At 33.9% G+C, this 12364-nt stretch carries 16 protein-coding genes; 11 read left to right on the top strand and 5 right to left on the bottom strand.

The genetic code is table 11. The features are described from left to right. Positions 1-63 precede the first annotated feature (63 nt). Together Q8X41_RS11725 and brnQ are read left to right on the top strand one after the other, a co-directional pair. A complete protein-coding gene (locus tag Q8X41_RS11725; RefSeq protein WP_397536523.1) occupies positions 64-381 on the top strand; it encodes a MazG nucleotide pyrophosphohydrolase domain-containing protein in 318 nt (105 codons plus the stop codon). Between the two features lie 264 nt (positions 382-645). Next, the gene (gene brnQ, locus Q8X41_RS11720) at positions 646-1986 is read left to right on the top strand and encodes a branched-chain amino acid transport system II carrier protein (RefSeq protein WP_397536522.1); all 1341 of its coding nucleotides are present in this window, start codon (positions 646-648) and stop codon (positions 1984-1986) included. Positions 1987-2165: 179 nt separating this feature from the next. On the opposite strand, the gene Q8X41_RS11715 is transcribed toward brnQ, so the two are convergent. Then, positions 2166-3911 (bottom strand): ABC transporter ATP-binding protein, encoded by a 1746-nt coding sequence (locus Q8X41_RS11715; RefSeq protein ID WP_397536521.1) that lies wholly within the window; start codon positions 3909-3911, stop codon positions 2166-2168. 196 nt (positions 3912-4107) lie between these two features. On the opposite strand from Q8X41_RS11715, the gene Q8X41_RS11710 reads away from it, so the two are divergent. Beyond that, positions 4108-4695, top strand: a complete 588-nt coding sequence (locus Q8X41_RS11710; protein ID WP_397540258.1) for a DNA-3-methyladenine glycosylase I — start codon at positions 4108-4110, stop codon at positions 4693-4695. Positions 4696-4765: 70 nt separating this feature from the next. On the opposite strand, the gene Q8X41_RS11705 is transcribed toward Q8X41_RS11710, so the two are convergent. Continuing rightward, positions 4766-5329, bottom strand: coding sequence for a histidine phosphatase family protein (locus tag Q8X41_RS11705; RefSeq protein WP_397536520.1), 564 nt, complete (start codon positions 5327-5329; stop codon positions 4766-4768). A 170-nt stretch (positions 5330-5499) separates the two neighbouring features. On the opposite strand from Q8X41_RS11705, the gene Q8X41_RS11700 reads away from it, so the two are divergent. The 7 genes from Q8X41_RS11700 to Q8X41_RS11670 all read left to right on the top strand — a co-directional run bounded on the left by Q8X41_RS11700 (position 5500) and on the right by Q8X41_RS11670 (position 9355). Next, complete coding sequence (locus Q8X41_RS11700; RefSeq protein ID WP_397536519.1) at positions 5500-5826, top strand: YnfA family protein; 327 nt, start codon at positions 5500-5502, stop codon at positions 5824-5826. A gap of 34 nt (positions 5827-5860) precedes the next feature. Further along, entirely contained in the window at positions 5861-6034 is a 174-nt protein-coding gene (locus tag Q8X41_RS11695) for a hypothetical protein (protein ID WP_397536518.1), read from the top strand. Between the two features lie 513 nt (positions 6035-6547). Continuing rightward, entirely contained in the window at positions 6548-6910 is a 363-nt protein-coding gene (locus Q8X41_RS11690) for a MerR family transcriptional regulator (RefSeq protein ID WP_397536517.1), read from the top strand. A 60-nt stretch (positions 6911-6970) separates the two neighbouring features. Beyond that, a complete protein-coding gene (locus Q8X41_RS11685; RefSeq protein WP_397536516.1) occupies positions 6971-7552 on the top strand; it encodes a GNAT family N-acetyltransferase in 582 nt (193 codons plus the stop codon). Positions 7553-7605: 53 nt separating this feature from the next. After that, a complete protein-coding gene (locus tag Q8X41_RS11680) occupies positions 7606-8280 on the top strand; it encodes a hypothetical protein (RefSeq protein WP_397536515.1) in 675 nt (224 codons plus the stop codon). A gap of 28 nt (positions 8281-8308) precedes the next feature. Further along, complete coding sequence (locus Q8X41_RS11675; protein ID WP_397536514.1) at positions 8309-8866, top strand: cysteine hydrolase family protein; 558 nt, start codon at positions 8309-8311, stop codon at positions 8864-8866. A gap of 33 nt (positions 8867-8899) precedes the next feature. Beyond that, positions 8900-9355, top strand: a complete 456-nt coding sequence (locus Q8X41_RS11670) for a GNAT family N-acetyltransferase (protein ID WP_397536513.1) — start codon at positions 8900-8902, stop codon at positions 9353-9355. A gap of 82 nt (positions 9356-9437) precedes the next feature. On the opposite strand, the gene Q8X41_RS11665 is transcribed toward Q8X41_RS11670, so the two are convergent. Beyond that, positions 9438-9875, bottom strand: a complete 438-nt coding sequence (locus Q8X41_RS11665; RefSeq protein WP_397536512.1) for an Lrp/AsnC family transcriptional regulator — start codon at positions 9873-9875, stop codon at positions 9438-9440. A 139-nt stretch (positions 9876-10014) separates the two neighbouring features. Between Q8X41_RS11665 and Q8X41_RS11660 the strand changes: the two genes are divergently transcribed. After that, the gene (locus tag Q8X41_RS11660; protein ID WP_397536511.1) at positions 10015-10599 is read left to right on the top strand and encodes a DJ-1/PfpI family protein; all 585 of its coding nucleotides are present in this window, start codon (positions 10015-10017) and stop codon (positions 10597-10599) included. 585 nt (positions 10600-11184) lie between these two features. Here Q8X41_RS11660 and Q8X41_RS11655 read toward each other — a convergent pair. Continuing rightward, entirely contained in the window at positions 11185-11547 is a 363-nt protein-coding gene (locus Q8X41_RS11655) for a hypothetical protein (protein ID WP_397536510.1), read from the bottom strand. Between the two features lie 29 nt (positions 11548-11576). Continuing rightward, on the bottom strand, positions 11577-12263 hold the full coding sequence (locus Q8X41_RS11650; RefSeq protein WP_397536509.1) for a DUF2225 domain-containing protein: 687 nt from the start codon (positions 12261-12263) through the stop codon (positions 11577-11579). Positions 12264-12364: the final 101 nt, after the last annotated feature.

The raw sequence follows: 12364 nt of genomic DNA, 5'->3' as shown, positions 1-12364 counted from the left end.
AATATTATACAAAACTTTCAGTACTTTGTTAAACTAATAATTGAATTGGGAGGTTAGATAAAAATGAATGTAACTGAATTTCAGCAATGGGTAAAGAGTTATTATGAAAGTAGAGGCTGGTCTGAGTTAGACATTTTTATTCGTATAGGCTTTTTAGCAGAAGAAACGGGTGAGGTTGCACGAGCAATAAGAGCTCTTGAGATAGGTAGGGATAGACCTGATGAAGTAAGTGGAACTTATGAGGAAAATCGACAGGAGTTAACTGAAGAGTTAGGTGATGTATTAGGTAATCTAATTGTGATTGCAAACAAGTACGATATTCCTCTAGAAGAAGTATTTCATTCACATAAAAAGAAACTATCAGAACGTTATTCTGATTGATAGATAAAGTTATGTATTTAAAAACTAGAAATGGATAGAGATTATCAATTGTTTAACTTAAACTAAAAGAGCGAATCTTTTTATATTAAATAATATAAGAGTTTTCTTATAAGAGTGAAAAATTAAAATATACTACACAATTAACTGTCTTATGTGGACAGTTTCTTTTTTTGCTCTTGTAGGGTTGTCGATTCGTAGAAATATTGATAAGATACTAAAATTACTATATAAAATAAAAAATTTAGGTAATAAGGAGTTATAGCCATGACATCGAAGATACCTTTTTCAACATATGCGGTAATTGGAACAATGCTTTTTGGAATGTTCTTTGGAGCAGGTAATTTAATTTTCCCAATCCAACTTGGTCAGTTATCGGGTACTCATTTTTGGCCAGCACTTATCGGTTTCTTAGTTACGGCAATCGGTCTACCATTTATGGGTATTCTAGCAATTGGTTTATCAGGTAGTAATGGTCTACGCGATTTGGGTAGTCGTGTTCATCCAGTGTTTGGGCTTGTTTTTTCATTAGCACTTTATTTAACAATTGGGCCATTCTTTGCGATTCCTCGTACAGCTACAGTACCATTTGCGGTTGGTATTGAACCCTATTTATCATCAGATCAGGTCACATTAACTCTCGGATTATTTAGCTTGGTGTTCTTTGCAATCGTGTATTACTTCTCGTTAAATCCAGCGAAAATTATGGATTATATAGGAAAATATTTAACACCTGCATTTTTAGTATTCTTATTTATTTTGATTATCACAAGTATTATATTCCCTATGGGTAGCTTCAAAAATCCGGTAGGCAATTATGTTGATCAAGCATTTATGACAGGTTTTAAAGAAGGGTACAATACCATGGATGCTCTTGCATCATTAGCTTTTGGTATTGTCGTGATTAATGCCATCAAGAGTAAGGGTATTACAAGTACGAAGGAAATTGCGAAGGCAACTTGGAAATCCGGAATCTTCGCTATGGTACTTATGATGCTTATTTATGGATTTATCACATTTATGGGCGCAACAAGTGTCCAAGCTGTTGGATCATTTGAAAACGGTGGCTTAATCTTTGCAGCTGTTGCGAAGCATTACTTCGGTTCATTTGGCGGTATTCTATTAGCAATTATTATTGTATTAGCATGTTTAAAAACAAGTATTGGTTTGATTACTGCATGTAGTGAATTCTTCCATGAAGTGTTTCCAAAAGTAAGTTATAAATGGTTTGTATTCATCCTATGTTTCGTATCATTTGTTATTGCAAACTTTGGTTTAGATAATATTATTAAATTTGCCGTTCCAGTCTTAATGTTCTTATATCCATTAGCAATCGTCATTATATTATTAACATTAATTGCACCTTTATTTAAAGCGCGCCGTAGTGTATATGCAGTTTCAATGTTCTTAACATTCTTTGTTAGTCTGATTGACGGGTATAACGCATTAGTAGCAAAGTTACCAGAAGCGCAAGTTGGCTTTTTAGATTCAATTGAAAAGTTTTATGCAAGTGTGTTGCCATTTTATGAAATTGGCTTAGGTTGGTTAATTCCTGCGATTGTCGGGGCGTTAATTGGATATATCTATGCACTTATAAAGAGAGCATAAATATGCAAACACCTTTTATATCGTTTCCTGTTGAAATTCTAAATGATGATCGTGAGATAAACTATTGATATTGAAAAAATAATAGGAACATAGAAAAAGCCTCTTGGAATGTACTTCTAAGAGGCTTTTCTTTTAGATTGCAAATACAAATCAAATATTCCTGCATTCTCTTCAAAGAATTAATCAAATTCAATCTTGTGTAACTGTTGATCTGCGAATTCACGGTACAAATTATGTGATTGATATAGTTCTTGATGAGTTCCGCTGCCCGTAATTTGACCCTTTTCGAGGAAAATAATTTGGTCTGAATCTATTACAGTTGATAAGCGATGAGCAATAACAATTGTCGTGCGACCTTCCATTAATTCATCTAATGCTTGTTGAACTACTTTTTCAGATTTACTATCAAGGCTTGAAGTTGCTTCATCAAGCATTAGTATTTTGGGATTTCTCAAAAATGCTCGAGCAATCGCTATTCTTTGTCGCTGTCCACCAGATAGTTTCATACCTCTTTCGCCAACTTCTGTGTCGTACCCATTTGGTAGGTCAGCGATAAATTGATCTGCATACGCCATTTTCGAAACGGTATTGATCTCTTCATCTGTTACTTCACGGTTCATACCATAGCATATATTATCTCGAATTGTTCCAGAAACGATAGGGCTCTCTTGTGAAACATAGCCAATTTGACTTCTCCAAGAAAACAGGGAGAAATCGTTGATTGATTTGCCACCGATTGAAATCTCCCCAGTATTAGGTCTGTAGAAGCGTTCAAATAGTGAAAATAGAGTCGTTTTACCACTACCGCTTGGCCCAACAATTGCAGTAACTTTACCCGCCTCAATGTTAAAGTTAATGTCTTTTAATATTGGATCTTTTGTATTATAGCTGTAGTTTACATGTTCCACTTTAATGGATTCGTTCATATGTTGCACTTCTTCAGTTGCATCTAGTTCCTGTTCAGATTCCAAAATAGAAATGATGCGTTCAGTTGCACCTGTTGCTTTTTGGAACTGAGTGAAGAAAGAAGCCATTTGTGCCATTGGCATAATGATTTGAAATAAATACATGATAAAAGCCACTAAAGAACCAGCAGTTAAAGCGCCAGACGAAACACGCATACCACCATAACCTAATAATAAAACAAGGAGTGTCATCATAACTAGGCTCATGATAGGACCAATCAATGACTGAACTTTCGCTTCTCTTAAACCAAAGTGAAATAGATTTGTAATACCTCGTCTCCCATTGTTGTACTCAATTTCTTCGGCATTAGAAGATTTAACAAGGCGAATTTCGGACAACACTTGTTGAAGTATAGCAGTAAACTTTGCCGCTTCATCTTGTGTACCTTTTGAGATTTTGTACATTGTTTTCCCAAGCGGTACTAAGATTAATGCCGCTATAGGAATAGCGATGAACATCATTAATGTCATCTTCCAGTCAAGAATGAATAATACAATAATCGAACCAATTATTGAAATAATTCCTGAAACAAAGGTAGCTAAATGCTCTGATATTAATTCTTTTACGACAGAAGTATCATTTGTCATACGACTAACCGTTTCACCTGAAGGATGTTCGTCAAAATAACTAACCGGTAATACAAGTAACTTCTTCCAAAGCCTATCGCGAATACCTGCGACAACTGATTGACCGATTCGATTTAATAAATAAATTGAGAATCCACTCGCCAATGCTTGTGCAAGAATCGCAATGACTAAAATCGAAATGCTTTTAGCGTTTATTGCACTCATAGAAAAACCATTAACGAGGTCTTTAGTAAAAAGTGGCACTAATAAACCAACGCCTGTGGTAGCTAAGCTCAATAGTAGAGCGATTCCTATCATTAATTTGGAAGGTTTCGTTTGCTTGACTAATTGCAAAAACTGGCGCCACCCTTTTTGCGCTTTATCTTGTTTCATAGTTATATACTTCCTTTCTAACTCTGTTATAAATAGTATACAAAAAAGTTATGAACTGAATATGAATTGGTAAATATTTTAATTTTTTACTTTATTGCAGATCTCATTTATTAGAAAATGATGAAAGAGAAGGATTATGTATAATTAGTAAAGTGAGACACAAATCATATGATATCGGGATGGTGAATTATTCATGATTAAACGATGCACGTGGGCAAAAACAAAAGAACCATTATATATTGAGTATCATGATAAAGAATGGGGAGTCCCTGTTTATGATGATCGGGTATTGTTTGAAATGTTATGCCTTGAAGGGGCACAAGCAGGACTTAGTTGGTGGACGATCTTACAAAAAAGAGAAAATTATCGAAATGCCTTTGATCAATTTGAAGCAGAAAAAATTGTAATGTATACAGAAGAAAAATTACAATCATTGGTGGAAAATAAGGGGATTGTCCGTAACAAAATGAAAATCCGAAGCGTGGTAACAAATGCACAGGCATTTTTGAAAATCCAAGAAGAGTACGGTTCATTTTCTAATTATATTTGGAGCTTTGTAGATAACAAGCCAATTATAAATAATTGGGAAACAGAAAAAAACGTACCTACTTCAAATGAAATAAGTGATAAAATGAGCAAACAGTTAAAAAAAGATGGATTTAAGTTTGTTGGAAGTACAATTTGCTATTCCTATATGCAAGCTGTTGGAATGATAAATGATCACACAGTTGAATGTTACTGTCATCCATCTTCTCGTTCAAAAGAAAATAACCCAGCTATTTGAAAAAAATCTATTTAACAATGAAAAAAGCAGAATGAAGAGAAAATCTTCGTTCTGCTTTCTAATATAATAATCATAAGTATTGAAGCTGTTCCAAAGGTATTCTTGCAACGATTTCATAGCCATTTCCCTTTCCAAGAGGTTTTACAACAACAGTTCCCATATAGGGGATATTACCTAAACCAACGCCTTTTGGAAAACTATGTGCAATAATAACTTTATTTTTCCCCATGCTTGGTGGTATTTCTAGTACTGATTGAAGATTGTTTAAAATCCTTTCTTGGTCCCACCAGTTTAAATGACCGCCTAATTGATTAATTTCATAACCTATTGGATCTAGTTGGACATTCATTCCACCAAAGGCTAGTGAAGCCGTTTCACTTGTTCTACACAAAGGGCTGGCATGGACGGGATACTCAATGGGTATTTGCAAACGCCGTATTGCATCCCCATAAAGTATTGCTTGTCTCCTTCCTGTATCACTCAGATTTCTTTGCGTGTAGCAATTATTGAGATCTAGGTATGGTTGATCCATGCCTACGTTAGCTTCACCGTGTCTGGCATACAAAATATATCCACCTTGTTGGAGAGAATTCAGTAACGAATGTTCTCCGCCTACATATTGTGGGTAGTTCAATTTTAGTTCTCCCTCCGATTAAATGCATATCATAATATATTACCTTCGCCCCGATTTGTTCATTATGAATGCCTATTTAGGAAGTTTTCTCGCTAATAAAAGGAGCTACTTACATAAGAACACGTTATAATGGCTTATATATTAATTGAAGCTTTAAGGAAGTGTATGAAATGTTTAATGCAATACTATTATTTATTTTAGCTGGTCTAGCAGAAATAGGTGGAGGCTACTTAATCTGGCTATCGTTAAGAGAAGGAAAGCCTTTATCTTGGGGACTTTTAGGAGGAATTATTTTAGCCATATACGGAATCATCGCTACATTTCAAAGTTTCCCATCTTTCGGCAGAGTTTACGCCGCATATGGAGGGGTATTTATTGTTCTATCTATTTTGTGGGGATGGGGAATTGATCGAAAAACGCCTGATCTATATGACTGGGTTGGAGCTGCTATCTGTTTAATTGGTGCTACTGTTATATTATTTGCACCGCGTCATTAAAAATTTTTAGGCTAAAAAAGAGGGTACATTTCATATGCCAGAAACACCAGAGAATAAGAAATCTGACTCTAAAAAAGATAAGGTAAATAACAATATAAAAGATTTGCTAAGCAGTATTGGTGAATCAATATTAAGCGATTTTATTTTCAATTTATTGATGTTCATCCCAAGAATGATTGGTAAATTGTTAAAGGTGATATTTTCATAAATATATATTTCATTAAATTCGAAAGTCGACACGCAAATAAGTAGTGTCGACTTTTTATTACTTAAGTTACAATAATAGGTAGATAAATATTTCTCTAAGAAAAATATTATTTAATACCCTTGATGACGAACAGAAATAATAATGAGTAAGAAAAAACACATAACAATATGATGTGAAAAGTGAATCTTGTTAAACAGGATTTTCCCGTTGAATATTCTAGATGTTATTATCAGAATTATTAAAATAAATAAGGGCGAAGAAGTATTCTTGTGTAAGATTGTTATAGCTAAAAATAGACAATGTACGATTACAAAATAAGAAATAGCAACAAGCTTAATAATAGTCAATTTTGAGATCTTTTGTTGATAACAGTAAACAAAAATTGAAACTATGCTTATACAGCAATAAGTAAGAATTATGAAAGTACTAATCATGATATATCCCCCTTAGACCTTGTTTTAGACAGCATAAAGTATGGGGTTAGCCCCACAGCAATAAGAAAAGGAGAATTTCATGAAAATAAGTGAATTTATCGAGAGGGTAAGTACTACAAAAGATACTGTTCGTTATTATGAAGAGCTAGAAATACTTAGACCATCCTGGAAAGATCATAGAAGAAACTATACCGAACAAGATGTCACTGACTTTGAAGTGATAAAGGAAATGAAGTGTTTAGGATTATCAATGATGGATATTCAAATGATATTTAAAATAAAACGAGAAACTGCGTGTAACTCTAAAGAATTAACATCTAGTATCTTACTAAAACTAAATTCTAGTAAGGAATTTTTTGAAGCGGAAGTATTAGATATTCAAAACAAGCTTCAAATGATTGAAGAGTTAATTGCTCAAATTAAGAAATTAACAAATGCTTAGTTAGGAAGATGCAAATCGCAGTATTAACCTACAATTCAGACGAAAAGGAGATTTTTTTCTATGATTATTCGTAATTATGAAGATAGAGATGAAGAAGGCTGGGTTCGATGTAGAACGTTATCATTTTTGCATACTGCTTATTTTGATGATGTATTTAATAAGAAAGAGCACTATGCAAATCCGGCAATCGAGTTAGTTGCAGAAATGAATAACCAAATTGTTGGTCTCGTTGATGTGGAATATGAAAGGCAAGAGAAGACAGTTTGTTCAAGGGGCGAAGGTTTAGGCGGGATGATTTGGCATATCGCCGTCCATCCAGATTTCTATCGACAAGGAATTGGGGAACAATTACTGAAAAACGCTGAAATACTTGCAAAAAATCTAGGATTAAATCGTTTTGAAGCATGGACGAGAGATGACCAGTGGGTACAAAACTGGTATGAAAAAATGAATTTTCAAAAGGTTGATTCCTATTATCATATTTATTTCGAAGAAAATGAAATGAAGGGGAAAATCAAAGGAGAAGTTCCTAATTTATATCCTGTAAAAAGTTTTGCTCATTATGAAGGAAAGAACATAGAGCAATTCCGCGGTAATCAGCGTGTTCATGAATGTGTGTGCTATGAAAAATATTTTGAATAGTGGTATTTATATTAAATAACTTTGTTCATCTAAAAAGTATAGGAGAATGATAGATGCGCTCTAAAATAGATCGAGCAGTTTTAAATAATATTGCTTGGTGTCAAATTGTATGTGTTACACATGGGATTGTTGGGATTTCAAAAGAAAACATCTGGGGGCTTCATTCAAAAGCTCCAACGTTTTACCCTGAAGTCATTATTTCAGATAAACGTGCAACAATTGAAGAAGTAAAGTACTTTATTGAAAATGGAAAGGTATCAAGCATTAAAGATAGCTATGCAAATCTTAATTTAACACTATTAGGTTTTGATATTTTATTTGATGCCGAATGGATTGTTCATGAACCGGTTTTGGATTTCGAACCTATTCAAAAAAACTGGAGAATAATTGCATCAGAAAAGGATTTTAAAAAATGGACTGATGCAAGTGGATTAGAAAATGTTATTAAATCCGAGCTATTAAAGCAACCGGATGTGAAGATTTTTATATGTGAGACAAAGGCTGGGATTTCAGGATTTATCGCTAATTTAAGTGAAAGTGTTGTAGGAATATCAAATGTATTTTCAGTGGGTGATGAAGAGAAAAAACTATGGAAGGACATTCCTAATATCATATCAAAAGAATTTCCAAAGCTATTAATGGTAGGGTATGAGCACAATAGCAGTCTAATAGTAGCCAAATCTTCAGGGTGGGAAGCAATAGGTCCATTACGTGTATGGATAAATTAGATAAATGATTTAAAAGGGGAAGATTATTTTGGAGCAAGCTTTACTTGTAATTGACGCACAACAAGAGTTAATGGATGGTGGGTTAGAACACCAAGGCGTTTTTGAAAAAGATAAAGTCATCCATAATATCAATGTTGTAATTGAGAAGGCATTAAAGGAAAAAGCGTATATTGTTTTTATTAGAGACAAAGATGTTTCAAACGGAAAAGGTAGCGGATTTCAAGTACACAAGGATATTAAAGTACCTTCTGATGCTGTAATCTTTGATAAACTAGCAACAAATTCTTTTTATGGTACACCGTTACTTGAATATTTAAAAGATAAGAATATAGAACATCTTGTGATTATGGGATGTCAGACCGAATATTGTATTGATACGGCAGTTAGGACTGCAACTATTAATGGTTTTGATGTGACATTAGTTAGTGACGGACATTCCACAACAGACTCGAAGATATTATCCGCAGAGCAAATCATTCGTCATCACAATGCAACACTACATGGGCATTATAATGTAGATCATTTTTCGATTGTTAGAAATGCTATGGAAGACTTGTTTGAACCTACTCATGATGGCTACCGATAAGAAGCAACCACTTTAATAATTGGAGGACTCTTAATGAAAATTAAAGTAGATGATTTGTCTAGTGTGGAAGTGGCAGAATTAATAGGAGGACATCTTCAAAATATGGCATTACATTCTCCTCTTGAAAGTATTCATGCTTTAGGTCTTGAGGAATTGAAGAAACCTGAAATCACATTTTGGAGTGCGTGGGAACAAGATGAATTAGTTGGGTGCGGTGCATTGAAAGAATTGGATTCTAGTCATGGGGAAATCAAATCAATGAAAACCTCTCCACTTCATTTAAGAAAAGGTGTTGCCAAGAAAATCCTGCAACACATTATAGAAGAAGCTAAAATGCGTAGTTATGAACGATTAAGTTTGGAAACAGGTTCAATGGCAACATTTGATCCTGCTAGACATCTATATGAGAAATTTGAATTTCAGTATTGTAAACCCTTTGCCGATTACAAGGAAGACCCTAATAGTGTATTTATGACAAAAGAATTATAAGGTAATGTTGATTAGTAATTTAAAAAACTCGGGTAGAAAATTTTCTACCCGAGTTTTTTGAATCTATTCAATTTCTTTTTTGTTAATCCTTAACGATAAATGGTTCAATACTCTCTTTGGTGTGCGAAGATAACACGATATTAGTAGATGGAGTACCATATGGCATCGATGCATCGATAAATTGTTCTAATGTCTCAACAGAATGTGTTGCCAATTTTACGATATAACTTATTTCTCCTGCGACACGGTAACATTCCAATACATCAGGATGGTTATAGCAAAATGCAGCTAATCCTTTACAATCTTTTGACTCAAATAAAATAAGTGCACAAATCGGACGATCTATTTTGTTCAAGTTTAGATGAGCATGATAACCTTCAATCACCTGTTGCTCTTCAAGTTTGCGTACTCGTTCAATGACGGCTGGAGAAGATAAGTGGACTTTTTCAGCTAATTCCTTCATTGAAACTTTAGCGTTTAACTGTAACTCTTTAACAATTTGTTTATCAATTTGATCCATATTTATCAACGCCTTTTTTTATTAATTAGATTAAATAAATTTCTTTATAATTTAAAGTGGAATTAGGAAATATTCTTTTTCAGCTTATGTAATAATCCTTAATACTTTAATAAAATGATGCATAAGGAGGGATTGAACAATGAAAAAAATATTATTACTTCTAGTGGATGGCTTTGAAGCAGTAGAAGCTAGCGTTTTTACAGATGTACTTGGATGGAACAAATGGGAAGGTGATGGTTCAACGGAGGTCGTGACAGTTGGACTACGAGACAAATTAACTTGTACATGGAATTTCACAGTAGTACCAGAAAAAACAATAGATGATATTCAATTAGAGGAATTTGATGCTCTTGCTATTCCTGGAGGGTTTGAAGAAGCTGGATTTTATGAAGATGCATATAATGAGCAGTTTCTAAATGTGATAAGGCACTTCAACGAACAACAAAAGCCGATAGCTAGTATTTGCGTTGCATCCCTTGTACTAGGTAAAAGTGGCATTCTTGAAGGGCGAAATGCCACTACCTACAATCATCCGACTAGTTTTAGAATAGAACAACTAAAGAATTTTGGAGCAAATCTACAACAAAAGAGAATTGTTCAAGATGGACATATTATCACATCTTCAAATCCAGGTACGGCTTTCGAAGTCGCATTTTTATTACTAGAAATATTAACTTCTAAAGAAAACGTTAGACATGTAAAAGACTTGATGGGATTTATTTAAATCTTATGCACTGTTATATGATATTGTTGATATTTTAATTGAACCAAGGTTGGCGACTCCCCAAAAATGCATTCGCATTTCCTTCGTCGATGTTAATTCAGTGATGTTCATTCATAGTCCTGAGGGAAAGCCAACTAGACAACACCCCGCAGGTTAAGGTCTTTATGACAAAGGAATTATAAGGTGAATTTCAAAAAGCTCGGGTGAAAATAAACTATTTTCTACCCGGATTTTTTTGAGAATAATTTTGTATCATTTTGTTCATTGTGGAGCGGAAGACGGCGAGTCCTCGAAAATGCATTCGCATTTCCTTCGTGCGATGTAAATTCAGTGAAGCCATTCAAAGTCCTACGGGAAAAGCTTGAGCTGTAAGCCCCACAAGAACGATTTTAAGGAACAAAGCCTAAGAACGCCACGTCCTGTGGCAACGGCTTCGTGACCAACATCGTGTTGGCCCGAGGAGATTGAAGCCAAACCCGTGGAAAGCGCCGTCTGTAGCGGAACATCCAAATCTGAATATTAAAAAGTTAATGCGTTAACGTTCGTATTTAATAACCGAAAATGTATTTATGAAATTGATTCATTTTATAATTTATAGCGATAGGAGTTTGCCTTTGGTGCTTTTTTCTGAATTTTATCAAACCATATTCTATCTTTTTCTTCTTGCTTAAGTGTATGAGTAATTGATTGAGTGCATTCCCTACAGATTTTTGAATGATTTGTTAGATTTCCGCATTTTTCGCATGGTGCTCCAAGATTAGGAAAAAGGGATGGATTTAATTTCCCTGATTTTACCCATTTAAAAATTAAGTCAGAAGAAATTCCTGTTTTTTCGATTAATTGATCATTTGAAAAAAGACGATGGTTTTTTCTAAGTAGAAAATGGATCACATCTGAAAAAATATCTTCTTCTTTTACACCTAATTGAATTTTTGAGTTTGATATCATAAAAATATCCCCTTTAAAAAATGATGTGATTATCCTTCGTTCACATTCTCTTTCTCTATTTTATCCGAATTATATTTATAATCTTCCCAACGATTACGAGCTAATCGTTGATATTTATCTGAAACAGCTCGGCCTGAGATTAAATGAGAAAATCCTTTTTTAGCTTCATCTGTCTCACCAATGCGAAGGCTTAATTCAGCAAACAGAAATTGAATTCTTTCTTCTCCTTCCTTATTTGACGCAAATGATTGGCTGTAAAAATCCCTAGCAGAACGTAGGTAATGAATTTCTGATTTATTTTCTTCTTTTAAGCGGTAAAGCCATGCAATTTTAATCGCAATGTTGGCCATAACAAGTGGTTCTTCCATTGAAGCTTTAGCCACTAGATATGCTAGCTTAAAACTGGCAATCGCATCATCTAATGTTCTTTCATGGCAAATGGACATTGGTTTTTGTAGCGGTTTAATATAAATTTCTCTAACAAATTCCATAAAAGGTCCATATGTGCGAACCATTGATTTATGATAGGCATATCCACAATGAGGACAAACTGCAACTTCATATAACATCGGATTTAATCCCTCGTAGATAGGCATAAAGTCTGTATCCTGATCAACTACTTTATAACGATTTGGGCGTACTTTATATGAAGTAAATTTTTTTTTGCAATACTGACATTCAAGTTTACTTTCATAATAATAGATATTAATTCCCATATAATACCTCTCCTTTTGGTATAGAAGTATGAATTTATTTTACAATACTTTTGTTATTAATAGGCGAAAAGGACTTTAAAATAATAGATATTTTTTTAGAT

Origin of the sequence: Rummeliibacillus pycnus, assembly GCF_044359855.1 — a bacterium.
GTDB classification, from domain to species: Bacteria; Bacillota; Bacilli; order Bacillales_A; family Planococcaceae; genus Rummeliibacillus; species Rummeliibacillus pycnus_A.
The sequence above is the reverse complement of the archived record's forward strand: the minus strand, read 5'-3'. Positions and strand labels throughout refer to the sequence as shown.